This is a genomic window from Metabacillus sp. FJAT-52054 (assembly GCF_037201815.1).
Taxonomy (GTDB): Bacteria; Bacillota; Bacilli; order Bacillales; family Bacillaceae; genus Metabacillus_B; species Metabacillus_B sediminis.
The window spans coordinates 1,907,574-1,931,569 of the sequence record NZ_CP147407.1 but is presented as its reverse complement, the minus strand read 5'-3'; the positions used below and the strand labels follow the sequence as shown (position 1 = coordinate 1,931,569).

The window sequence follows — 23,996 nt, the reverse complement described above, 5'->3', positions numbered from 1 at the left end:
CATAACCCCTTCCGCAATCCATTCATCAACTACTACCGGTTCATGTACAATTGATGTTAGATAATATTCTAACACATTGGTGTTCTCATGAACGATTTTTTTTACCCTTCTGCTGGAGTTCATTCCTATTCTTCGTCTCTGAATCTTTCAACAACAACCGGCTGTATTTGCTTATGCTCGAGAGCTGCTTCCAAAGATGGAACCAGCATATGCATTCTGGCTACCATGGAATTCGGTTTTTTCTCAGGGTTATCCTGGCCGAATGGAATAAAAAAGACATTTTTCGCTCCCATTAACCTCATTAAATTTACACCATTCAAGCCAAGTGCATCGTTCGTTGAGATCCCAAGAAGGACTGGTTTGTTATTTCTCATCGTTGCTTTCGCTGCCATAAGTACAGGGGATTCTGTCATTGCATTTGCAAGCTTGCTCATCGTATTGCCTGTTAAAGGAGCAACAACCATACAGTCAAGCGGAATTTTCGGTCCAAGCGGTTCGGCCTTTACGATTGTATCAATCGCTTCATTTCCGGTTGCTTCCTCAATTCTTCGCACCCAGTCTTCTCCATCTCCGAATCTGGTAATCGTAGATTTTACCGTGTTTGTGATAACAGGAAGCACGTTCGCTCCCAGTTCCACAAGTTTTTGAATCTCTGGAAAGACAGCGTCATACGTGCAATGAGATCCAGTTAAACCAAAACCGATCGTTTTTCCTTTTACATTCATGAGGAGGACTCCTTTCCTTCTAATAATTGCTCGCCAAGGAGCTGCGTGAGCACATTTGCCAAAATTTGTCCCGCTGTTTTTGGAGCTACGATTCCCGGCAGACCCGGAGCAAGCATGGCTTTGATCCCGCGTTTTTCGGCAAATTTAAAATCTGTCCCTCCGGGCTTGGAGGCTAAATCAATAACAAGTGCATGCGAAGGCAATTCCGATAGTACAGCCGGAGTTAAAATCATGTGGGGAATTGTGTTAATGCAAATGTCTGATCCGGATGCCTCCTTCACAATGTGATCCAAGTGAAAAGAGGTCAATCCCATTTCTTCAATACGGGCGAGATGGGACGATTTCCTTGCACCAACTTTCACTTTTGCACCAAGAGCAGCAAAGGTGCGGGCAACGCTCATACCGACTCTCCCCAGACCAAGGACGCTCACATTGGACCCGTGAATGGTAAAATCCGTGTTTTGAATAACCATCATAATTGTCCCCTCAACAGTCGGGATCGAATTATAAATCGCCACATCATCTCTTTCCAGGAGCTGGACGTGTTTTCGATTCGCAGATTTAAGAATCTGATCCAGAAAGGCATTGCTAATGCCTGAATAGATGACAGCATTCTTAGGTGTTTTGCTCAGCCATTCCTCGCTGATGATAATTTCTTCGTTCGAAAAAACGGTATCAATTGTACCGTTTATCGTCGTCCCTGGTACAGGGAGAATGATGGCATGGATCACAGAAAAATCAATTTCGTTCATCTTCGCTTTAGCAGCTCCTGCGAACCCATGATCAAGCTGATCAAACCCTGCCATCCAGATTTTCGCTCCCAATTCGGTCAGTTTTCTTATGACTTCAAGCTGTCTTGCATCTCCGCCGATGACAGCAATATTTAAGCCGGTTAACATAAGGTCTAGTCACCTTCTTCATCTCGTTCTGGATTGAATTTCTTGCCGTTAATGGAGTCTTGTTAAACAGTATTTTTATTTAAACAGCGATCAAAAGACTTTCGCTCACATTATATGAGAATGGCAGGTGCCGGGTGAATGTTTCCTTGCAATCGGAATAACCTGCATTGATGATTGGAGGCAGCCGCTTTCATTTTTTGTTTTATTTTCAAAACAACATCTTTCTTACAGTCTTTAAAGTCGCTGCATATATAAAAAGGGGTGGATGAAGAGCAAAATAAATATTTTCACACAAAAAAAAGCGAAGACATGGTCATTCGCCTGGAGCATTTAAATTCAGTTGGGCTATTTCCGAATCCGGAACATCCAGGATAATCATATCATTTCCGATCTTACGGATATGCTGCCATGGCACCTTTACTTCTGCTCCCTGCTTCCGCATTCCGAACCACTTTTGAGACGGAATGACAAGGGCTGTAATTTGGCCTGTCTGTTCATTGATTTCTAAATCTGTTTGGCCGAGAATACCCAGTCTCTCTGCTCTTTTCACATCCACAATTTCTTTGCCGCTCATATCGCTCAGTCTCATTTTCCACCACTCCTTATTCTATATAATGCGGTCTTAATAAAAAAAATGCCTGCACATAGGGCAGGCATTTTTTTGAAAATTATTTTAGGAGGCTTTCCGGAAGCTCGCCCTCGGGACTAATCAATGAAAGGGAATAAGGTTTGCTGAAAATATCAAGAGTGAGCCTGTTTACACTTTCTTCAGTCACTTCATTTACCTTTTCAATCATTTCATCAAGAGTACGGTGTCTTCCGAGAAGCAATTCATTTTTGCCGTTTCGGCTCATGCGGCTATTTGTGCTTTCAAGGCTGAGCATCAAATTTCCTTTAATTTGCTCTTTGCTGTTCAAGAGCTCTTTCGCTGTAATACCTTCTGCTTTCAGCTTGTTCAGCGTTTCCTGAATTGTTTCATACAAAACCTCAAGCTGGCTGCTTCCAGTCCCTCCATAAATGGTCAGCATTCCATTGTCTGCATAGGAGGAATGATACGAGAATACAGAATAGGCCAGACCCTTCTGCTCTCTTACGTCCTGGAATAGGCGGCTGCTCATGCTCCCTCCAAGCACATTATTCATAACAATCAGACTGTAAACATCTTCATGTCCGATTTCGAGGCCTTCATAGCCAAGACATAGATGTGCCTGCTCTGTTTCTTTTTTGCGGGAGAGTTTTTGATTTAGGAAACCTGGTTTCTCAAACGCCTCCTGTTTATAGGAGGAGGTATAGGAACCGAATTTCTTTTCAATTTCTTCTATAAAAGCTTCGCTAATATTACCTGCAACCGAAATGACGACATTTTCAGGAATATAAAAGCGTGACATATAGTCTCTTAAAGAGTCGCCATTAAAAGAAGATAACGTTTCTTCTGTTCCAAGAATCGGATACCCAAGCGGATGACTGCCATAGGCAGCCTTGCTAAGCAAATCATGCACAAGATCATCCGGCGTATCCTCATACATCTTGATCTCTTCGAATACAACATTCTTCTCTTTCTTCAACTCTTCCTCATCAAAGGCTGAATTGAAAAACATATCAGACAAAATATCAAGAGCCATTCCCGCGTGCTCATCAAGCACCTTGGCATAGTAGCATGTGTATTCTTTTGACGTAAACGCATTTACCTGTCCGCCAATGCTGTCAAAAGCCTCCGCTATATCCCGGGCAGATCTTGTTTCTGTTCCTTTAAAAAACATATGTTCAAGAAAATGCGACACCCCATTTATTTCAGGGGTTTCGCTTCTAGAACCTGTTCCGATCCAGACACCCAGTGCTACAGATCGGACAGTTGGTATGTTCTCAAGCACAATTCTTACTCCATTTTGGCACGTATACCTTTTAATCAATGTATGTTCCTCCTATCTGCGCCTGTGCTGATTAAAGCGGCTGTTCTGACCTGGATTCATCCATTAAATCCGTTACAGTTCCTAAAGAAAGGTTCTTTCCTTTTATCTGCACAATCAGCTGATCTAATGCATCAGCTGATGACTTTGTCGGATGCATTAAAATCATGGCACCGGGATGAACCTTCTTCATCACTCGCTGAATCAGCTGCTCAGGTGCAGGGTTTTGCCAGTCAATTGTATCTACACTCCATAAAATGGTTCTCATCCCCATCGTTGAAGCGATTCGAACTGTCTCATCGCTATAACTTCCGCTTGGAGGAGCAAACCATTTCGTTTTTATGTCTGTTAACGCTTCAATAACCTCGTTTGTTTGCTGCAGCTGTACTTTTGCGCTTTCAGAAGAAAGTCTTTTCATGTCGGGATGAGTATAGGAATGGTTTCCTATTTCGTGACCGGCTTCGGAGATCATTTTAGCAAGCTTAGGATTTTCTTTTGCCCATCTGCCTTCCAGAAAAAAAGTCGCCTTCACATGTTGCTTTTCCAGTGTATCAAGCATTTCAGGAAGGTATTCATTGCCCCAGGCCACATTAATAAGAAGAGAAGCCATTGGCTTAGCCGGGTTCCCTCTATATATTGGAGATGGAGGCAAATCAGAAAGATGAATGCTTGGAGCAATCTCTTTAAAAACCAGCAGCTCTTTTTTGAACATTCCGATTTCCTTCATTTTAGCGCAGGATGCGGTTAGATCGACTTGGCGTCCATTGTAGCCAGGGGTCGCTTTCCAAATGGTATGTATTTCAGCATTTTTTGCAGGAACATTGAATTCAATTGCCCTTGTTTCAATTTCTTCACAAATTCCGTCCACTGACTTAGAGGCCTGCAAATCTGAAGACTTTAATTCCACGACGTAACTGGATATATAAGAATTTTGCATCACTCCGGCAGTGATCACCATGAGCAAAATCGTAACTGCAAATTTCATTCTGATTCCCCGCATTTACCTTTCCCCCTTTTGTATCAAACTATGTAAAAAGGGGACAAGGTAGAACAGGGTGTTCAGAATGTCCGGTATTTTCCGGTAAATAGACAAAGAAGCCAGGGCAGCCTGGCTTCAATGGTTTACGAATTTTGTTCCTCTTTTTGTTCCTTGAGGACAGCTTTTCGCGAAAGATTGACTCGGCCCTGTTTGTCAATTTCAGTGACCTTGACCAAAATCTCATCTCCAATGGAAACCACGTCTTCTACTTTGCCGATTCGCTCTTCAGCTAGCTCGGAAATATGAACAAGACCGTCTTTTCCACTGAATATTTCTACGAAAGCACCAAATTTTTCAATGCGCTTAACCTTACCAAGATACATTTGTCCAACTTCAACTTCACGGACAAGATCCTCAATAATGCTCTTCGCTTTTTGATTCATTGCCTCGTCTACAGATGAAATGAAGACTGTACCGTCTTGCTCAATGTCAATTTTAACGCCAGTCTCTTCAATGATTTTGTTGATTTGTTTACCGCTCGGCCCAATGACATCGCGGATTTTGTCCGGGTTGATGGACATCATCAAAATCTTAGGCGCATAAGGAGATAGTTCTTTTCTTGGTTCGCTAATCGTTGCAAGCATAGAATCAAGAATTTCCATTCTTCCCTTTTTAGCCTGAAGAAGAGCTTCTTCAAGGATTTCACGAGATAATCCTTCAATTTTAATATCCATTTGCAGAGCTGTTACTCCTTTTGACGTACCAGCTACCTTAAAGTCCATGTCTCCAAGGTGATCTTCCATTCCCTGAATATCTGTCAGGACAGAGTAATGTTCTCCGGATTTAACCAGTCCCATTGCAATACCTGCAACCGGAGCCTTGATTGGAACACCGGCATCCATCATGGCAAGTGTACTTGCACAGATGCTTGCCTGGGAAGTTGATCCATTTGACTCAAGCACTTCAGAAACTAAACGGATTGTATAAGGGAAATCCTTTTCGGACGGAATAATCGGTTCAAGCGCACGTTCACCAAGCGCTCCATGTCCAATTTCACGGCGTCCCGGCCCTCTTAGCGGCCTAGTTTCGCCTACAGAGAAGGATGGGAAGTTATAGTGATGCATAAAACGTTTAGACTCTTCAATTCCCAAACCATCAAGAATTTGAACATCGCCTAATGCTCCAAGCGTACAGATGCTCAGCGCCTGAGTCTGTCCGCGGGTGAATAGTCCGGAACCATGAGTTCTTGACAGCAGTCCGGTGCTTGATGACAGCGGTCGGATTTCATCTGGTTTGCGACCATCCGGGCGGATTTTTTCCTCTGTAATTAAACGGCGGACTTCGCCTTTTACCATTTTAGAAAGAATTTCACTTGCCTGTTTAAGCGTTTCTTCATCAGCGTCCTGCTCTTTGTAGCTCTCCATTACCCGTTTTTTAACGGTTTGGATTGCTTCTTCGCGGGCATGCTTTTCCTGAACCTGAATCGCTTGAATCATATCTGCTTCTGCAGCTTCGCGAATGCTTCTTTCAATGTCTGCATCATGAGAATAAAGCTGGATCTCAACTTTTTCTTTCGCGATTTGAGAGGCAATTTCCTCTTGGAAAGCAATGAGACGCTTGATTTCCTCATGACCGAACATAATGGCTTCAAGCATTGTTTCCTCAGGCACTTCATCTGCTCCTGCTTCAACCATGTTGATTGCATCCTTCGTTCCAGCTACAACAAGGTTGATATCGCTTTTTTCCATTTGATCAACTGTTGGATTTACGATAAATTCATTATCAATCCGTCCAACTGTTACACCGGCGATCGGGCCTTCAAATGGAATGTCAGAAATCGTAAGAGCTAAAGATGAACCGAACATGGCAGCCATTTCAGAGGAACAGTTTTGATCTACACTCATCACAATACTGATAACTTGTACATCATTTCTGAATCCATCTGCAAAAAGAGGGCGTATTGGACGGTCAATCAGACGGCTTGCCAAAATCGCTTTTTCGCTCGGTCTTCCTTCCCTTTTAATGAATCCTCCGGGAATTTTACCTACTGCATATAAACGCTCTTCGTAGTTAACAGTCAGCGGAAAGAAATCAACCGCTTTCGGCTCTTTTGAAGCAGTCGCTGTACTTAGAACAGCGGTATCACCGTAACGAATGAGAACCGCACCGTTTGCTTGCTTTGCTAGCTGGCCAGCTTCAACAGTTAATGTTCTGCCTGCCCAATCAATGGAAAAGACATGCTTATCTTGACCCATAAATGCGTGTGCTCCTCTCTAAACTCTTCATATGTATGAAATATACATTATTTATTAGTATGGACTAATTAATATGAACATATCAATGATACGTCTATATGTAAATAGCTGTATACAAAAAGAATCGGAAAGACGCAGGAGGACAGTTTCAGCATTGCGGCAGGCCGCATGTGAATGAGCTCTTCCTCTGCGCTTCCTTTTCTTTCAGTTGCATTAAAAAAGCGGGAATGCTCCCGCTTTTTCGAGATTAACGACGTAATCCCAGCTTTGTGATTAACTCGCGGTAACGAGTTACATCTTTATTACGCAGGTAAGTTAGCAAGTTACGGCGTTTCCCTACCATTTTCAATAGACCGCGACGTGAGTGGTGGTCCTTTTTGTGTGTGCGCAAGTGATCGTTCAAAGTGTTAATCTGTTCAGTAAGGATAGCAATTTGGACCTCTGGAGATCCAGTATCCGTATCATGAGTTCTGTACTCATTGATCAGATCATTTTTGCGTTCTTGTGTGATAGCCATCCTGTTCACCTCCTAATTTCTATAATCCCCAATTACCGAGCAAGCGTCGGTGACTCGACTTGCCGAGCAATGGTTTAAAAGTTACAAGCATAAGAATACTACTATTTAGGATAAAAAGCAAGCGGATTACGACTGCATATAAAAATATTCTTCAGCTGCCTGCTTATCTTTAGCAATTTGTTCGATTAATTCCTGAACAGAGCTGAATTTTTGCTCGCTTCTTAATCGTTTGTACCAATAAATCTCTGCATGTTCACCGTAAATTTCTTTACTGAAATCAAAGATATGAACCTCTACACTGGGTTTGGGGAATTTTTCATCATGAAAAGTCGGTTTGTATCCGATGTTGCAAACACCATTGGAAAGCTGTCCGTCAACTCTTACAGATACCGCGTAAACCCCCGTTGGAGGAGTAATATATCCCTCCTGCAGGCTTATATTGGCCGTAGGGAATCCAATCGTCCTGCCCCGCTTCTCCCCATGAATCACTGTTCCTTTACCCGAATAGGCTCTGCCAAGCAATTTTGAAGCATATTCAACATTCCCGTTCCTAATTACTTCACGGATCAAGGTTGAACTGATTTTCCTGTCAAAATCCTTTAGCTTTGGTACAGTTGTCTGCTCAAATTGTCCTCTGGAATGAAAGGGCATTGACTCCATAGTGCCCTTTCCGAGCTTGCCGTAGCTGAAATCAAAACCTGCTACAACATGCTGCACATTAAGTCCGATTATATACTGATCAATAAATTCCTGAGGCTCAAGCGCTGAAAATGCTTCTGAGAATTCCACAATAAACAGGTAATCTGCGCCAAGTTTTTCAATCATCTCAACCTTATCTTCTAATGGAGTTATCGCTTCAGGAACCTGCTGCTTTCTCAGGACAATGGAAGGATGGGGATGAAATGTCATGACGCCCCATTTAATGCCTTTTTCTTCCGCCTTTTCGCGAGCTGTCTGAATGACCGCCTGATGGCCTTTATGTACTCCATCAAAGTAACCAAGGGCAAGAACCGTTTCGCTTATTTCTGATTTATTTATTTGATGCGGATGCGAGATCTTGAACGTTTGCACGAAATCCTTCACCTTTTCTTATAAGCCGAAAGCTCCGGCTATCAAATGAATTAGTCAATAAAAAGTACTTTTGCCGGCTTAAAGGAGGGTTTTTCAGGGTGCTTCTGATAAATCGCCAGACAAACACCTTGTTCATCATAAACAGCCACCCTCGTGTCAGAATCAATATCCTGATGGCCTTCAGGCACCGGCAATACTGCTCCATGTTTCACTTTCTCTGCTAATGTATCATTTATCACCCATTTCGGCAAATGATTAAGCGCCTCTGAGATCGGGATTAACTGGAGTGTTTCATTAGCAAGTTTTTGCTCAATTTCATCAAAGGTTAAGCATTGATCCAGAGTGAATCGGCCTGAGGCCGTTCGGATCAGCTCAGACATGTGTGCGGGTAAACCGAGCTTTTCGCCAATCATTACAGCAAGAGTCCGTACATACGTGCCTTTGGAGCAATGCACTCTGAATCGGAAGGATACAGTTGAATTTTGCTGTCTGATTGGAGATATTCTTTCAATAGAGTGGATGGTGATCAATCGGGATGGACGCTCCACCTCAATTCCCTTTCTTGCATATTCATATAATTTCTTCCCATTTATTTTAACTGCAGAATACATAGGGGGTATTTGTTCAATTTCTCCAATAAATTCTGTCAGAAGATCATCGATCAATTTATCCTCCGGCTTCTCATCTACTGCAGCCTTTTGCACGACTTCTCCTGAAGCATCCTCAGTAGTTGTTGAAAAACCGAGTGTTACCTCTGCTTCGTACGTTTTGCTTGAAGCAGTTAAATATTCAACAATTTTAGTCGCTCTGCCCATGCAAATCGGCAGAACCCCGGTAACATCCGGATCAAGCGTGCCTGTATGGCCTGCTTTCTTTGTCTTGAACAGTTTTCTGGCTTTATAAACACAATCATGGGAAGTTAATCCGGCCGGCTTGCGCACCAGTAATACGCCATCCATATCGCACCTGCTTTCTAGGTTATTAAAGCTTTATTTCAGCCTTTGCTGCATGAATTTACATTGGAAGTGTTTCCGTTTCCGCTCCTAATAAAAAAGAACGGCCCTTCGCACAGCCTTTCCTGCCCTGCAGGAGGCACAGCACTGTGCCTCCATGTTCGCAGAGAGGAAAGAATTCCGTGCAGGCCATCCTTTTCCGGTCAATCTTCCTTATCGGAATGATTGATTTCGTGGATCAACGTCTCAATACGATTTCCATAATCAATGGATTCATCGAACTCAAACTGAATTTCAGGTGTTTTTCTTAAGCGGATCCGCTGTCCGATTTCAGACCGGATAAAGCCCTTAGCCGTCGCCAGGCCTTTCAGCGTATTTTCACGCTGTTCTTCATCACCTAAAACAGAGATATAAACTTTAGCTATTTGCAGATCCCCGGTTACCCGGACGTCTGTTACGGTAACAAACCCGATTCTTGGATCTTTTATTTTACGGCCGATGATGTCGCTCAATTCTTTTTTCATTTGCTCACCGACACGGGTTGATCTGATACTCATATAATCACTCCATCCTTATAACCATTCATACACGGTTAAGGTTCTTTCTATTTCCGGAAAGGAGTCGATAAAGGCAAGAACCCTGTTCAGCTCCTTTTCCGTATGGGTTTTATCAGAAGAAATGGCTACAATGCCGATTTTGGCTCTTTGCCAGGAATCCTGATAATCCAACTCGGAAACGGCAACATTATATTGCTGCTTAACCCGGGTTAAAATGCGTTTCATTACAGACCGTTTGTCCTTAAGGGAAAAGGAGTCATGAATCATCCATTCACAGTGGACAAATCCGATCACTTGCGCTCGATTTCCTGCATGACGTAGGCTTCAATCACGTCGCCTTCTTTGATGTCATTATAGCCTTTAATGGTAATTCCGCACTCATAGCCTTGAGCAACTTCCTTCACATCATCTTTAAAGCGTTTCAGCACATCTACTGTACCTTCAAAAATGACAATGCCTTCGCGTATCAGGCGCATGCCGCTGTCACGGGTGATTTTTCCGTCGGTTACATAACCGCCGGCAATTGTACCGATTTTGGAAACTTTGAATGTTTGGCGCACTTCAACCTGACCGATAATTTTTTCCTCGAATTCAGGATCAAGCATTCCTTTCATTGCGGATTCAATTTCCTCAATTACTTTATAGATGATGCGGTGCAGGCGAATATCGACTTTCTCAGCATCTGCCGCTCTCTTAGCATTAGCATCAGGACGCACATTAAACCCAATTACAATTCCGTTTGAAGCAGATGCAAGCATAATATCATACTCAGTAATCGCTCCAACGCCTGTGTGAATGATTTTAACTTTAACGCCTTCCACTTCAATTTTCTGCAAAGCAGAAGCAAGTGCTTCAACAGATCCTTGAACATCGGCCTTAACAATCAGATTAATATCCTTTACATCGCCTTGTTTAATTTGTTCAAACAAATCATCCAGGCTAAGCTTGGATTTTTCGCTGCGCTGTTCAACCTGCTGTTTTTGCGAGCGGGCTTCACCAACCTGGCGTGCCTTTTTCTCGTCAGCAAATACCATAAACTGATCGCCTGCTTGCGGCACTTCATTCAGTCCGGTGATTTCAACCGGTGCAGACGGACCTACTTCTTTCACACGGCGGCCAAGGTCATTGACCATTGCACGTACACGCCCGAATGTATTTCCGACAACGATAGGATCCCCAACTTTTAATGAACCATTTTGAACTAGGAGGGTTGCAACCGATCCGCGTCCTTTATCCAGCTGTGCTTCAATAACGGTACCAGTCGCACGAAGCTTAGGGTTCGCTTTTAATTCCTCTACCTCACTGACAAGGAGGATCATTTCAAGCAAGTCATCAATTCCATCTCCCTTAAGAGCGGAAACAGGAACGAAGATGGTTTCTCCACCCCAGCTTTCAGGAACGAGACCGTGCTCCGTTAATTCCTGCATCACGCGGTCAGGATTGGCACTTGGTTTATCCATTTTATTAACGGCAACGATAATCGGAACCTCTGCTGCTTTAGCATGATTGATCGCTTCAACCGTTTGAGGCATAACCCCGTCATCTGCTGCAACAACGAGAATGGTAATATCCGTTACTTGAGCTCCGCGCGCACGCATCGTTGTGAAGGCAGCATGCCCTGGAGTATCAAGGAAGGTAATTTTTTTGCCGTTTGTTTCAATTTGATAAGCACCGATGTGCTGCGTAATTCCGCCGGCTTCGCCTGCTGTTACTTTTGTATTGCGGATGGAATCAAGAAGCGTTGTTTTACCATGGTCAACGTGTCCCATGATCGTAACAACCGGCGGACGAATTTGATGATCCTCTTCTTTATCGACTTGATCGTATCCTTCAAATTCTGTTACATCGAAGTGAATTTCCTCTTCCACTTCAACTCCGTATTCCCCTGCAATCAGTTCGATGGTATCTTTGTCAAGATCCTGGTTGATTGTAGCCATAACACCAAGCATCAAAAGTTTTTTGATGATTTCTGAAGGTTCTTTGTATAGTTTTTGAGCAAGCTCTCCAACAGTTAATGACCCTGTGAATGTAATTTTGCTTGGCAGCTCTTTTTTAGGTCTTTCTGCTTGAGGTGCTTGTGTGCGCTGATGATTGTTTCTGTTTCCGCCTTTTTTCTGGCTGCTGTTGTTATTATTTCTTCTGTTTTGGTTCATGCTGTTATTCCTTCCGCTCTGCGGTCCCTTTTTATCCCCTGGGCGCTGCTGGGAGTTTTTCCTCTGGTCGGAAGAAGGACGGCTTTGATTATTAGTAGTGGTTGATGTTTTTTTGACTGAGGCAGATTGATCGCCGCTTGATTGAGAATTAATGGCTGCATTCCCCTTCCCGGCTGATTTAGGAGCCGATCCTTGAGTTTTTGGTTTGCTGTTTGAAGCGAATTTCTGGTTTAGTTTCCCTACATGAGCATCCTCGATCATTGCCATATGATTGGAAACCTCAACATTGATATCCTTTAATGCGGAAATGACATCTTTACTTGACACATTGTGCTGTTTTGCATATTCATATACTCTCACTTTTGTCATGTGTTCACCCCCAAGATATTTAATCGAGCAAGTCCTTCAGTTTCGCAGCAAAGCCCTGTTCGGTCACTGCTACTACTACTCTTGCATCCTTGCCGATTGCATGTCCAAGCTCATACCGGCTTTCTACATGTACGACCGGAGTGTTATAGGAGCGGCATTTATCCGTCACTTTTTTTCTGGTATTGTCGGATGCATCTTTTGAGAGCAGAACCAATTTTGCCCGGTTTTGACGAACTTCTTTAATCACAAGCTCTTCACCGGAAATGACTTTTCTTGCCCGATTGGCCAATCCAAGCAGGGATTTCCATTTTTGCTGATTCATGAATGCTTGCTCTCGGCAAGCTGAATCAGCTCATCATAGATGGCATCCTCTACTTTTGTTTTAAGCTGATTGGATAGGATGTTCTTTTTTTTGGCCAATAAAATAGATTCCTTATCCAATGTAATATAAGCGCCTCTGCCGTTCTTTCTGCCGGAAGCATCTACAGAAACATCACCTTCAGAAGAACGGACCACGCGGACCATTTCCTTTTTCGGTTTCATTTCACCGGTAGCTACACATTTGCGTAAAGGAATTTTTCTTCCTGGGTTCATCCGGTTCACCTCTTACTCGTCTTGAAAATCGTCAGCAGACTCGTAGTCAGCCTCTTCTGTATTTTGTGGTTCACTCAGCAAACCAAGCTTTTCTGCATCGGTTTCGCTTTTGATGTCTATTTTCCAGTTTGTCAGCTTTGCAGCAAGTCTTGCGTTTTGACCGCGCTTGCCGATTGCGAGGGAAAGCTGGTAGTCCGGTACGATAACGGTCGTTGCTTTATCGTCTTCGTTCACCTTTACTTCAACTACTTTAGATGGACTAAGTGCATTGGCGACAAATTCAACCGGATCATTGGACCAGCGGACAATATCAATTTTCTCGCCTTTAAGTTCATTCACAATTGCCTGAACACGCTGCCCTTTAGGTCCGACACATGAGCCAACCGGATCCACTTCCGGATTTTCCGAATGAACAGAAATTTTGGAGCGGTCTCCCGCTTCGCGTGCTACGGATTTAATTTCAACTGTTCCATCGTAAATTTCCGGTACTTCGATTTCAAACAGGCGCTTCAGCAGACCCGGATGTGTCCTCGAAACAAAAATCTGCGGACCCTTTGTTGTTTTCTCAACCTTTGTGATGAAAACCTTAATTCGGTCATGAGGTTTATATTGTTCATTCGGCATCTGCTCGTTAACAGGCAGAAGAGCTTCGATTTTCCCAAGACTAACATAAATGAATTTGGAATCAATGCGCTGAACGATTCCGGTCATAATGTCTTCTTCACGGTCAATGAACTCGGAATAAATAACTCCGCGTTCTGCTTCTCTGACGCGCTGTGTCACCACTTGCTTCGCAGTCTGTGCGGCAATTCTTCCAAAATCCTTCGGAGTAACTTCCATTTCAACTATATCGCCTACTATGTAGTTTGGATGAATGGCCTGCGCTTCGCCTTCAGAAATCTCCAATCGTGCATCAAATACCTGGTCTACTACATCTTTACGGGCAAATACCCTCATAGTCCCAGTATCACGGTTTAAATCAACACGCACATTTTGGGCCTGGTTAAAATTCCGTTTATAAGCAGATATTAACGCGGCTTCAATTGCTTCAATAATAATTTCTTTGCTAATCCCTTTTTCTCTCTCAAGTATGGTAAGGGCATCTAAAAGTTCACTGCTCATTTTTCCTATTTCCCCCTTTAATCATCACCGGCCGTTTGGGAGCGGTTCGGTTAGTGGATAAAAGCATAATGGTCTTAAAAATTGAAAGAAACTGCCAATCTTGCAGCGGCCACTTTATCATACGGAATGACCACTTCTTTTTTTCGTGTTTTAACGGTAATTAATACAGTTACATTTTCTCCGTCAAAGGATTGAAGAATGCCTTCGAACACTTTTTCCCCGCCTATCGGTTCATACGTTTTCACATTCACGTTTTTTCCAACGGCTTTATGGAAGTCAGCATCCTTTTTCAAAGGACGTTCTGCACCGGGAGAAGAAACCTCGAGAAAATAATTATGAGTGATCGGGTCAATTGCATCCAGTTTCTCGCTTAACCGCTCGCTCACCATTCCGCATTCTTCAATATCTACACCTTTGTCTGAATCAATAAATACGCGAAGGAACCAGTTTTTTCCTTCTTTTACGTACTCAACATCAACTAATTCCAGATCCAGTTCTTCAAGGATTGGAACGGCTAGTTCGCTGACTGTATCTGTGACTTTTTTACTCATTCTCTTCCTCCTTGTAATTCCAGGAAAGTTTACAATAACGGTGCAAAGCGCCGCACCCTCATGTTCATTCATCATTAATTCGGGTGGAGCGAAGGTATACTCCTGTATCCTTACATAATCAATGCTCAATAACATACGTTTTTAACGCAATAAAGCGGAGTCCGTTATTGCAGCAGGAGCTTCCGCGGAATGATGCGAATGAAAGGACAGCAAATGCAGAAAACTCCAGATGCTGATTTGCAGCTCGGTCAAGTTCAGCGGCTGTTTAAAAACCCTGCCATAACAGCAGGGAGTCGAGTCGTTCAACCAATAAGTAAACACACACTGCAGCAGGAGAAAATGAACCTGGCATTGCATGAGCCGGAACAAATGTTCCTGTACCCAAAACGAAAGAGTGGGTTGCCCCACTCTCTTTGCCTCTGCTATTGCAGCATTTCCAATAAAAATATACCATAACCAGAATTTTATTGCAAATGAAGGAAGAATCCGCTTGTTATCTCTTTTTAGTTAAAACAAGGATAGCTGATTTTGATCCGGAAGAGCTTCAAGGCACCCATGGTTATCCAAATACTCAATAATGGTTTTAGAAACCCTGCCTCTTTGCTGAAGGTCTTCTTTGGATAAGAATTCTCCCTCTTCCCTTGCTTTTACAATATTCAGCGCAGCATTAGTTCCAAGTCCCGGAATTGCGTTGAATGGAGGAATCAATGTCTCCCCTTCAATTACAAATTCACTGGCATGCGATTTATACAAATCCACCTTTTGAAAAGCATAGCCTCTAGCACACATTTCGAGGCATAGCTCCATAACCGTCATAAGGTTTTTCTCTTTTGGACTTGCTTCAAGACCCTTGGCACTTATTTCTTCAAGCTTTGCTTTTATAGCAGCTGCTCCTCTGGCCATAGCATCCACATCAAAATCATCAGCTCTAACTGTAAAGTATGCAGCATAATAGAGGAGAGCGTGATGAACTTTGAAATAAGCAATCCTTACAGCCATTAGAACGTAAGCGGCGGCATGGGCTTTCGGGAACATGTATTTGATTTTCAGGCATGATTCAATATACCATTTGGGTACATTGTTCTTTCTCATTTCTTCCTCCATATCCGGAGTCAGTCCTTTTCCTTTACGGACCGACTCCATAATTTTGAAAGCAAATGACGGCTCAAGCCCCTGATAAATTAAATACACCATAATATCATCACGGCATCCGATTACTTCGCTTAAGTTGCAGATATTATTATGAATCAGCTCCTGTGCATTTCCAAGCCATACATCCGTACCATGTGATAGTCCGGAAATTTGAACAAGCTCTGAGAATGTCGTCGGTTTCGTATCTTCAAGCATTTGGCGCACAAATTTCGTTCCAAACTCAGGAATACCAAGTGTACCGGTTTTGCACATAATGTCTTCCTCAGTTACACCCAATGATGAAGTGCCGCTGAAAATTTTCATCACTTCCGGGTCATCCGTCGGGATTGTTTTCGGGTCGATTCCACTTAGATCCTGCAGCATCCGAATAACCGTCGGATCATCATGACCCAGGATATCAAGCTTGAGCAGATTATCATGAATAGAATGGAAATCAAAGTGAGTTGTTTTCCACTCAGATCCCGCTGCGTCGGCCGGGAATTGAATAGGAGAGAAATCAAAAATATCCATATAGTCCGGGACAACAATGATTCCCCCGGGATGCTGTCCGGTTGTTCTTTTCACCCCGGTACAGCCCTGCACAAGACGGTCAATTTCTGCACCCCTGAAGTTCAGATTATGATCACCCGCATAGCCTTTTACGTAGCCGTATGCCGTTTTTTCAGCAACTGTTCCAATTGTTCCCGCCCGGAATACATTATCTTCTCCGAAAAGCACTTTTGTATAGTTATGCGCCCTCGGCTGATATTCACCTGAGAAGTTTAAATCGATATCGGGTACTTTATCTCCTTTAAAGCCCAGGAACGTTTCAAATGGAATATCATGTCCATCTTTTTTGTATGATGCACCGCATTTTTCACAATCTTTATCAGGAAGATCAAATCCTGAACCGACCGATCCATCATTGAAGAATTCAGATTGTTTGCACTCAGGACACACGTAATGCGGCGGCAGCGGATTAACCTCGGTAATTTCGGTCATCGTAGCGACGAGTGAGGATCCGACTGAGCCCCTTGATCCTACCAGGTATCCGTCATCAAGAGATTTTTTAACCAATTTGTGTGAAATAAGATAGATGACAGCAAAACCGTGGCCAATGATGCTTTTTAATTCTTTTTCAAGTCTTGCTTCAACGATCTCAGGCAGCGGTGTTCCATAAATGCTTTCAGCCATCTCGTAGCTCATCTGCCTGATTTCCTCATCTGCCCCTTCAATTTTAGGCGTAAACAAGTCATCTTTAATCGGCTTGACGTCCCCAATCATATCAGCAACGGCGTTAGGGTTCTCCACAACAATTTTTTTGGCTCTTTCTTCTCCCATAAAGGAAAAGCATTCAAGCATTTCATTGGTCGTTCTAAAATGAACATTGGGATGTTCATGACGGTTGAGAGGATTCGCTCCACCTTGGGAACTGACCAGGATTTTCCTGTAAATTTTATCTTCAGGATTCATATAGTGCACATTGCCTGTAGCTGCTACCGGCTTTCCAAGCTTGTCACCAAGGTCTGCTATTTTGGTGATGATCTCGTGCAATGCCTTTTTGTCCCGGACATACTCCAAATCGATTAAATGCTGATAAACTTCAGGAGGCTGGATTTCAAGGTAATCGTAGAACTTAGCAGTCTCCTCTACTTCTTCTGGAGATTTCTGCATCATTCCTTCAAAGACCTCTCCCTTGTCACAGCCTGATCCGACGAGTATGCCTTCACGATGCTTCTGAAGGACGGATCTTGGAATGCGCGGTACACGGTAAAAGTACTGAATGTGAGATAAGGATACAAGCTTAAAGAGATTTTTCAGCCCAACCTCGTCTTTTGCCATCAATGTTGCATGGAAAGGCCTTGAGCGCTGAAACGCGTTCCCTTGTCCCATATTATCGTTTAATTGGTCATGATATTGAATTCCCTTCTCTGCAGCATCTTTCAGCATTTTCAGCATTAAGTAGCCAGTCGCTTCCGCATCATAGATCGCTCTATGGTGCTGGGTCAATTCAATATCAAACTTTTTGCAAAGCGTATTCAGCCTGTGGCTTTTGAGGTCAGGATATAAGAAGCGTCCAAGTTCGAGTGTGTCAATTACAGGATTAGCTGCTTTATCCTCTCCGAGCAGCCGGGTATAGGCTACATTTAAAAATCCCATATCGAAGCTCGCATTATGGGCAACGAGAATGTCATTCCCAGCCCACTCTTTAAACTCCTGCATGACCTCTTTTACTTCAGGAGCATTCTTGACCATGTCATCGGTTATTCCTGTTAATTCGATGGTCGTAGCCGACAGCGGATGATGAGGGTTGGCAAATCGTTCAAAGCGGTCAATAATTTCACCGCCTTTAATTTTCACCGCTGCAAGTTCGATAACTGTATCATATACCGCTGATAATCCTGTTGTCTCAACGTCAAATACGACGTACACAGCATCCTCAAGAAGGCGGTGATCATCATTGTATGCAATCGGCACTCCATCATCAACAAGATTGGCTTCAATACCGAACAGAACTTTTAAACCGTGCTTTTTCCCTGCTGAATAGGCTTCCGGGAAGGATTGGGCTACAGCATGATCAGTTATTGCAATTGCTTTATGTCCCCATTTAGCTGCTTGTTCCGCAAGACGGCTGAAAGAAGTTACCGCATCCATTTGACTCATTGGTGAATGAAGATGAAGCTCTACCCGTTTTTCATCCTCAGGCGCTGTATCCATTCTCAGCTTAGGCTTGACTTCATTAATATCATTGGCAATCATAACAAGATCGCGTACAAACGTATCATTTTGTACACTTCCTCTTGCTTTAATCCACATACCTTTTTTTATAGCAGTCAGCAGCGCTGCATCTTCTTTATCGCGGGCAAACATTTTGACAAGCATTGAGCTCGAGTAGTCGGTAATTTTTATCGTAGCGAGAGTCCGGCCGCTTCTCAATTCTTTTGTTTCTGCATCAAACACGTATCCTTGGATCGTTGTCCTTCTCTCTTCATCCACAATCGTTTCCATAGGAACAACTTCCTCATCGTCTTTAATTTGATATCCGATGACGATTGGACCTGATGGAATTTCTCCTGCCTTGTCCTCTTCCTCTTTCTTCTGCATCTCCGTTAGGGCAGCAAGGGCGCGCTCCTGATCCTCAAGAAGCTTTTGTTCATTGAATTTCTGAAGGTCCGCTTCAGAAAACGTAACATCCGTATCGACTTGAAAAAGCGGAAAACCAAAAGATTGAAGACTTTCCTGGATTAGAGACGTGTATTTTCTTTTAATCGTAGCGGCTTCTGTATCATTTCTTGCGCAGATTATCAGTTTCGTTCCTGTTAATTTTGGAATCTGTTCGGACAGAAGGGATAAAACAGGAGGTGAAATTCCCTCAATCTCTTTTAAACTTGCCATCCAGTATTCCTGAAGAAGCGCTTCACTTGCTTCCGGATTTAGCACACTGATTGAAAACGTGACGGATGCTATGTGAGAGAATGCCTTAGCAAGACTCGAATGAAAAAGCTGGTACACTTCAAAAGGTAAAATAGTTGAAAGCTCAAAATTAAAATGCCACCTTTTTTGCTGCTTATGGACGGTAAGTTTCACGATCGAAGCATGCTGAAAATAAGGGACAATTTGATCATCCGTTAGCTGAAGCTGCTGGAGCAGCAGCTGAAATCTCTTACGCTGTTCAGATTGTATTTCTTCCACGTCTCCCGCTCCTTCCCTATCAAAATGGAAGGGTCTGACCGCTAGGCAGCCAAACCCTTCTTTATCTTTTTAGCTCAATTAAACCTGGATGTTGATTGCAGCTGGCAGGCGTTCGCTTATCCTTGGGCGGGCGGTGAGCCCCCTCCTCGCTTCACGACTGCAGGGTCTCACCTGTCCGGCTGCTCTAAAGCTCAAGTCTCACGTCTTCCGCACCAATCAACAGGTGTTAATAATCAACACCAGGCTTTAACATAGCCATAAATGTTTGTCTTCTGATTTTTTACAATTTGTATCATAGCTAGCTAAGTTTTTTAAAAGCCGGGAATTATTTGCCTAGCAGACGGCTAATGGTCTCCGCAAGCTCGTCCATAGGAACATCCAGTTTCTCACCGGTTTTCCGTACTTTCAACTCAACGATATTCTCTTCCGCAAGCTTGCCCGCAGTAATACGGATTGGAAGTCCGATCAAATCTGAATCGGCAAACTTCACTCCCGCTCGTTCAGCACGGTCATCAAACAGGATGCTGTAATTCTTCCCAAGCTCCGTATAAACTCTTTCAGCCAATGCCACCTGGGCATCCGATTTCATATTGGCAGGAACAACATGCAGCTGGAATGGAGCAATCTGCTCAGGCCATACAATGCCATTTTCATCGTTGTACTGCTCTACGATCGCAGCAAGCGTTCTGGATACTCCAATTCCGTAGCAGCCCATGATCATCGGCTGGGAACGGCCGTTTTCATCCAGGTAGGAAGCGCCCATATCGACGGAATAGCGGGTACCCAATTTAAAAATGTGGCCGACTTCGATTCCGCGTGCAAATTTAATGGTCCCTTTTCCGTCAGGAGATGCGTCCCCTTCTTGAATAAAGCGCAGATCTGCGTATTGGCCAACCTGCAAATCACGCTCAGCATCCACAGATACATAGTGGAAACCCTCTTCATTTGCACCGCAAATGCCATTTACAATGGACTTAACAGCAGCATCAGCGACAACCTCTATTCCTTCTGGAACACCGATTGGACCTACAAATCCAATCGGACAGTTCAAGGCCTCTTTTGTTTCTTCAGGCGAAGCAAGTTCAACATTGCGTGCATCAAAAAGGTTTTTCACTTTAATATCATTAATCTCATGGTCTCCTCTTGCAAGAACGAGAACCAAACGATCATCTGCTTTGAATAGAAGAGATTTGATGCATTTTTCCTTCTCCACTTCAAAGAATGCGGCCACTTCCTCAATGGTTTTTTGAGAAGGTGTTTCTCTTTTTTCCAAATCCCCGCAATCTTCATGGGAACGGATGTAATCGGCAGCTACAGGAGCCATCTCCACATTTGCAGCATAGCCTGATTGATCTGAGTATGCAATGGTATCTTCTCCAACTTCGGACAGGACCATGAATTCATGTGTATCTTTTCCGCCCATAGCTCCTGAGTCGGCAATTACGGCGCGGAAATTCAGTCCGCAGCGTTCGAAGATATTGCTGTAGGCTGTATACATTTTGTCATACATTACATCCAAACTCTCATAGGAGGAGTGGAAGGAATAAGCATCCTTCATAATAAACTCACGGCCTCGGAGAATGCCGAATCTAGGGCGTTTTTCATCCCTGAATTTTGACTGGATCTGGTAAAGAGCAAGAGGCAGTCTCTTGTAGGATTTCACTTCATCTCTTACAAGACTTGTAATCACCTCTTCATGGGTTGCTCCGAGGGCAAACTCACGGCCATGTCTGTCTTTAAGCCTCATGAGCTCCGGTCCATAAGAGTACCATCTTCCCGACTCCTGCCATAGCTCAGATTGCTGCATAGCCGGCATCAAAAGTTCGGACGCACCTGCTTTATTCATCTCATCCCTTACGATTTCCTGAATGTTTTGCAGCACCTTCTGCGCAAGCGGCAGATAGCTGTATATGCCGCTTGTGTTTTGACGGATGTAGCCTGCTCTCAGCAGCAGCTGATGGCTTTTAATGTCGGCATCAGCCGGAACTTCTCTCAATGTAGGAATAAACGTCAAACTTTGTTTCATCTAATTGCACCCCGTTTTAATAGATCGGCTAATTTTTATAAAAAGAATCTTTGAATATCATTCCACGTTACTACAAGCATAAGCAGCATGAGAAGGGCAAATCCGATAAAGTGAACGATGCCTTCCTTCTGACGGTCAATCGGCTTACCGCGTACCGCTTCAACAAGGAAAAACATAAGCCGGCCGCCATCCAGTGCAGGAATGGGCAGCAGGTTCATAATCCCGAGATTGATGCTCAGAAGCGCTGTCCACCTTAAAAGGTTTTCAAAGCCGGATTGTGCAACCTGATCCGTCACATCGTAAATGCCTACAGGCCCTGATAGCATGTCAATAGAAAATTGACCGGTTACAAGCTTCCCAAGGCTCACAAGAATTTCTTTCGTATAAAACACGGTTTGGCTTGCCCCATTCTCAAGAGCTGTCAAAAAGCCCTTTTCCATAGGTGCATAGGAACCTACACGGCCAATGACCTGCTCTCCTGCCTTTTCAGCTTTAGGAACGACCTGAATGGTTTGCGGCTTTCCATCTCTTTCAATGGCAAAAGACAGCTCCTTTTCAGGACTTGCACTAATGATTTTCGTTACATCTGTCCAAGTGGTAACAGGCTTGTCATTGATTGTTTTTATGACGTCCCCCTGCTTAATGCCAGATTGAATCGCAGCACCGTCTTTGGTCAGCTCGCCGAAAATCGGCTTATCCATAGGCGACCCCTGGATGAGTCCTAACCCAAATAAAACAACAAATGCAAGGACAAAATTCATTAATGGTCCGGCGATAATCGCTGCCGTTCTCTGTCCAAGCGTCTTGGAGCCGAATTGCCGGTCATAAGGAGCAATTTGGCTTTCCTGGCCATCTGCTACGAAGAAAGATTTCTCTGCGACAGTAAAATGCTGCAGCCGTTCCTCTTCACCCTGTTCATATCCTGTAATTTTCATCGCTTTTTCAACGTCCGCATGCTCTACTTCAATGATTCTTGCTTTCGGAAATTTTTCTTTATTGTTTAAAATAATTTTTTCGACTTCGTCTTTTTCATTGAATAGCAGTCCAATATGGTGGCCTGGTTTTACTTCAATCATTTCAGGATCTTCACCGGCCATTCTTACATAGCCTCCTATTGGAAGAAGACGGATCGTATAGAGTGTTTCATTTTTCCTATAAGAAAAGATCTTTGGTCCGAATCCGATTGCAAACTCACGGCATAAAATTCCGGCACGCTTGGCAAAAACCAAGTGGCCCAGTTCATGGAAAAATACTAGAGCTCCAAAAATCAGAATAAACGCGATGACCGTATTCACCTGCATACCACCTTTAGTTTAATAGGGACCGCACAAAAGCTCTGGCTTCCTGATCCGCATGCTGAATGGCTTCAAGATCCGGATTTCCAATCAGGCTGTGGGCCTCCAAAGTCCTCTCAATCCTATCCTCAATATCCAGAAATTCTATTCTTCCTGCTAGAAATTGAGCTACGGCTTCCTCGTTGGCCGCATTTAAAACGGTCGGCATTGTCCCTCCCATTTTACCTGATTCATAAGCAAAATGTAAGCATTTGAAGCGTGCGAAGTCAGGCTTTTCAAAATGAAGCTTTCCATGATCCCAAAGATTTAAGCGTTTTGTATTTTGTAATGGAAGCCGCGATGGATGTGTGAGAGCGTATTGAATAGGCACTTTCATATCCGGTGTACCAAGCTGGGCTTTTACGCTGCCGTCTTCAAATTCAACCATAGAGTGGATGATGCTTTCTTTATGGAGCAGTACGTCAATATTTGAATATGGAATTCCAAACAGCCAAAACGCTTCAATTACCTCAAGACCCTTATTCATCATTGTAGCCGAATCAATCGTGATTTTAGCCCCCATTGACCAGTTAGGGTGATTTAGCGCTTCTTCAACCGTAACCCCTTTTAATTCTTCTCTGGAGCGCTCACGAAAGCTCCCTCCAGAAGCTGTAAGGATCAGTCTGGTCACATCAGATAAATTTTCCCCTTGCAGACACTGAAAAATGGCGGAATGTTCACTATCCACCGGCAAAAGTGCCGTACCGTTTTTTCTGGCTGCCTCAGTAACGATATGCCCGGCTGTAACAAGGGTTTCTTTATTAGCCAAAGCAACGGTCTTTTTTGATTCAATCGCCTTTAATGTCGGTACCAATCCAATGCTTCCAAGAAGGGCATTGACTGTAACATCCGACTCCGTATACACAGCTGCTTCGATGTTTCCCTCTTCCCCGTAAGAAAACGAAATCGCTTCTCCGCTGAATTCATCCTTCAGCCGGATGTAATCTTCTTTTTCTTTTACAGAGACAAACTTCGGCTTAAATTCTTTAATAGCTTCTCTTCCGGCCTCCAAGTTGGATCCAAATGTAATAGCCGATAACTCGAACTCTTCCGGATGCTCCCGGATCACTTCCAGGGTTTGAGTTCCGATCGATCCTGTAGCGCCTAAAAGACTGATTCTTTTCATGTTCGCTCACTCTCCAGTAGATCTCTTTTGTGTA

Annotated in this window: 21 protein-coding genes; 1 reads left to right on the top strand and 20 read right to left on the bottom strand. The window is 43.6% G+C overall.

Annotated elements, in window-relative coordinates:
* Positions 1–125 precede the first annotated feature (125 nt).
* The 16 genes from dpaB to rimP form a co-directional block, all read right to left on the bottom strand.
* Positions 126–725 carry a dipicolinate synthase subunit B gene (gene dpaB / locus WCV65_RS10165; RefSeq protein ID WP_035411787.1) on the bottom strand — a complete coding sequence of 200 codons (600 nt, stop codon included), beginning with the start codon at positions 723–725 and terminating at the stop codon, positions 126–128.
* The gene (gene dpaA / locus WCV65_RS10160) at positions 722–1,624 is read right to left on the bottom strand and encodes a dipicolinic acid synthetase subunit A (protein WP_035411790.1); all 903 of its coding nucleotides are present in this window, start codon (positions 1,622–1,624) and stop codon (positions 722–724) included. Before dpaA ends, dpaB begins: the two co-directional genes overlap by 4 nt.
* Before the next feature lie 313 nt (positions 1,625–1,937).
* Entirely contained in the window at positions 1,938–2,213 is a 276-nt protein-coding gene (locus WCV65_RS10155; RefSeq protein WP_035411793.1) for a YlmC/YmxH family sporulation protein, read from the bottom strand.
* A 79-nt stretch (positions 2,214–2,292) separates the two neighbouring features.
* Positions 2,293–3,534 carry a pitrilysin family protein gene (locus tag WCV65_RS10150; RefSeq protein WP_035411796.1) on the bottom strand — a complete coding sequence of 414 codons (1,242 nt, stop codon included), beginning with the start codon at positions 3,532–3,534 and terminating at the stop codon, positions 2,293–2,295.
* A 31-nt stretch (positions 3,535–3,565) separates the two neighbouring features.
* On the bottom strand, positions 3,566–4,531 hold the full coding sequence (locus tag WCV65_RS10145; RefSeq protein WP_338781969.1) for a polysaccharide deacetylase family protein: 966 nt from the start codon (positions 4,529–4,531) through the stop codon (positions 3,566–3,568).
* A gap of 122 nt (positions 4,532–4,653) precedes the next feature.
* Positions 4,654–6,765: a polyribonucleotide nucleotidyltransferase gene (gene pnp / locus WCV65_RS10140; RefSeq protein ID WP_035411801.1), complete on the bottom strand. Its 2,112-nt coding sequence runs from the start codon at positions 6,763–6,765 to the stop codon at positions 4,654–4,656.
* Positions 6,766–7,012: 247 nt separating this feature from the next.
* Complete coding sequence (gene rpsO, locus WCV65_RS10135; RefSeq protein WP_035411804.1) at positions 7,013–7,282, bottom strand: 30S ribosomal protein S15; 270 nt, start codon at positions 7,280–7,282, stop codon at positions 7,013–7,015.
* A gap of 126 nt (positions 7,283–7,408) precedes the next feature.
* Positions 7,409–8,353: a bifunctional riboflavin kinase/FAD synthetase gene (ribF, locus tag WCV65_RS10130; protein WP_338781967.1), complete on the bottom strand. Its 945-nt coding sequence runs from the start codon at positions 8,351–8,353 to the stop codon at positions 7,409–7,411.
* A gap of 50 nt (positions 8,354–8,403) precedes the next feature.
* The gene (gene truB, locus WCV65_RS10125) at positions 8,404–9,312 is read right to left on the bottom strand and encodes a tRNA pseudouridine(55) synthase TruB (RefSeq protein WP_035411809.1); all 909 of its coding nucleotides are present in this window, start codon (positions 9,310–9,312) and stop codon (positions 8,404–8,406) included.
* A gap of 197 nt (positions 9,313–9,509) precedes the next feature.
* Complete coding sequence (rbfA, locus tag WCV65_RS10120; RefSeq protein ID WP_035411812.1) at positions 9,510–9,863, bottom strand: 30S ribosome-binding factor RbfA; 354 nt, start codon at positions 9,861–9,863, stop codon at positions 9,510–9,512.
* Positions 9,864–9,878: 15 nt separating this feature from the next.
* Positions 9,879–10,157 (bottom strand): DUF503 family protein, encoded by a 279-nt coding sequence (locus tag WCV65_RS10115; protein WP_035411816.1) that lies wholly within the window; start codon positions 10,155–10,157, stop codon positions 9,879–9,881.
* Entirely contained in the window at positions 10,154–12,385 is a 2,232-nt protein-coding gene (gene infB, locus WCV65_RS10110; RefSeq protein ID WP_035411818.1) for a translation initiation factor IF-2, read from the bottom strand. Before infB ends, WCV65_RS10115 begins: the two co-directional genes overlap by 4 nt.
* A gap of 19 nt (positions 12,386–12,404) precedes the next feature.
* Positions 12,405–12,707 carry a YlxQ family RNA-binding protein gene (locus WCV65_RS10105; RefSeq protein ID WP_035411821.1) on the bottom strand — a complete coding sequence of 101 codons (303 nt, stop codon included), beginning with the start codon at positions 12,705–12,707 and terminating at the stop codon, positions 12,405–12,407.
* Positions 12,704–12,979 (bottom strand): YlxR family protein, encoded by a 276-nt coding sequence (locus WCV65_RS10100; protein ID WP_035411825.1) that lies wholly within the window; start codon positions 12,977–12,979, stop codon positions 12,704–12,706. The genes WCV65_RS10105 and WCV65_RS10100 overlap by 4 nt, the downstream gene beginning before the upstream one ends.
* Positions 12,980–12,991: 12 nt before the next feature.
* Positions 12,992–14,101 (bottom strand): transcription termination factor NusA, encoded by a 1,110-nt coding sequence (gene nusA, locus WCV65_RS10095; protein ID WP_035411827.1) that lies wholly within the window; start codon positions 14,099–14,101, stop codon positions 12,992–12,994.
* A 74-nt stretch (positions 14,102–14,175) separates the two neighbouring features.
* Entirely contained in the window at positions 14,176–14,652 is a 477-nt protein-coding gene (gene rimP, locus WCV65_RS10090) for a ribosome maturation factor RimP (protein WP_035411830.1), read from the bottom strand.
* A 189-nt stretch (positions 14,653–14,841) separates the two neighbouring features.
* On the opposite strand from rimP, the gene WCV65_RS10085 reads away from it, so the two are divergent.
* On the top strand, positions 14,842–15,108 hold the full coding sequence (locus WCV65_RS10085; protein ID WP_035411833.1) for a hypothetical protein: 267 nt from the start codon (positions 14,842–14,844) through the stop codon (positions 15,106–15,108).
* A 51-nt stretch (positions 15,109–15,159) separates the two neighbouring features.
* Here the strand turns inward: WCV65_RS10085 and WCV65_RS10080 are convergent, their stop codons facing one another.
* The 4 genes from WCV65_RS10080 to WCV65_RS10065 all read right to left on the bottom strand — a co-directional run bounded on the left by WCV65_RS10080 (position 15,160) and on the right by WCV65_RS10065 (position 23,962).
* Positions 15,160–19,476, bottom strand: coding sequence for a PolC-type DNA polymerase III (locus WCV65_RS10080; protein WP_338781963.1), 4,317 nt, complete (start codon positions 19,474–19,476; stop codon positions 15,160–15,162).
* A gap of 325 nt (positions 19,477–19,801) precedes the next feature.
* Positions 19,802–21,502, bottom strand: a complete 1,701-nt coding sequence (locus WCV65_RS10075) for a proline--tRNA ligase (RefSeq protein WP_338781961.1) — start codon at positions 21,500–21,502, stop codon at positions 19,802–19,804.
* A 35-nt stretch (positions 21,503–21,537) separates the two neighbouring features.
* Positions 21,538–22,797: an RIP metalloprotease RseP gene (rseP, locus tag WCV65_RS10070; RefSeq protein ID WP_035411842.1), complete on the bottom strand. Its 1,260-nt coding sequence runs from the start codon at positions 22,795–22,797 to the stop codon at positions 21,538–21,540.
* Between the two features lie 13 nt (positions 22,798–22,810).
* Positions 22,811–23,962 carry a 1-deoxy-D-xylulose-5-phosphate reductoisomerase gene (locus WCV65_RS10065; protein ID WP_338781959.1) on the bottom strand — a complete coding sequence of 384 codons (1,152 nt, stop codon included), beginning with the start codon at positions 23,960–23,962 and terminating at the stop codon, positions 22,811–22,813.
* Positions 23,963–23,996 lie beyond the last annotated feature (34 nt).

Excerpts from the sequence above, each read along its gene's own strand:
- dpaB (WP_035411787.1), bottom strand. The coding sequence starts at position 725 with ATGAATGTAAAAGGAAAAACGATCGGTTTTGGTTTAACTGGATCTCAT.
- dpaA (WP_035411790.1), bottom strand. The coding sequence starts at position 1,624 with ATGTTAACCGGCTTAAATATTGCTGTCATCGGCGGAGATGCAAGACAG.
- WCV65_RS10155 (WP_035411793.1), bottom strand. The coding sequence starts at position 2,213 with ATGAGACTGAGCGATATGAGCGGCAAAGAAATTGTGGATGTGAAAAGA.
- WCV65_RS10145 (WP_338781969.1), bottom strand. The coding sequence starts at position 4,531 with ATGCGGGGAATCAGAATGAAATTTGCAGTTACGATTTTGCTCATGGTG.
- pnp (WP_035411801.1), bottom strand. The coding sequence starts at position 6,765 with ATGGGTCAAGATAAGCATGTCTTTTCCATTGATTGGGCAGGCAGAACA.
- rpsO (WP_035411804.1), bottom strand. The coding sequence starts at position 7,282 with ATGGCTATCACACAAGAACGCAAAAATGATCTGATCAATGAGTACAGA.
- truB (WP_035411809.1), bottom strand. The coding sequence starts at position 9,312 with ATGGATGGCGTATTACTGGTGCGCAAGCCGGCCGGATTAACTTCCCAT.
- rbfA (WP_035411812.1), bottom strand. The coding sequence starts at position 9,863 with ATGAGTATCAGATCAACCCGTGTCGGTGAGCAAATGAAAAAAGAATTG.
- infB (WP_035411818.1), bottom strand. The coding sequence starts at position 12,385 with ATGACAAAAGTGAGAGTATATGAATATGCAAAACAGCACAATGTGTCA.
- WCV65_RS10105 (WP_035411821.1), bottom strand. The coding sequence starts at position 12,707 with ATGAATCAGCAAAAATGGAAATCCCTGCTTGGATTGGCCAATCGGGCA.
- WCV65_RS10100 (WP_035411825.1), bottom strand. The coding sequence starts at position 12,979 with ATGAACCCAGGAAGAAAAATTCCTTTACGCAAATGTGTAGCTACCGGT.
- nusA (WP_035411827.1), bottom strand. The coding sequence starts at position 14,101 with ATGAGCAGTGAACTTTTAGATGCCCTTACCATACTTGAGAGAGAAAAA.
- rimP (WP_035411830.1), bottom strand. The coding sequence starts at position 14,652 with ATGAGTAAAAAAGTCACAGATACAGTCAGCGAACTAGCCGTTCCAATC.
- WCV65_RS10085 (WP_035411833.1), top strand. The coding sequence starts at position 14,842 with ATGATGCGAATGAAAGGACAGCAAATGCAGAAAACTCCAGATGCTGAT.
- WCV65_RS10075 (WP_338781961.1), bottom strand. The coding sequence starts at position 21,502 with ATGAAACAAAGTTTGACGTTTATTCCTACATTGAGAGAAGTTCCGGCT.
- WCV65_RS10065 (WP_338781959.1), bottom strand. The coding sequence starts at position 23,962 with ATGAAAAGAATCAGTCTTTTAGGCGCTACAGGATCGATCGGAACTCAA.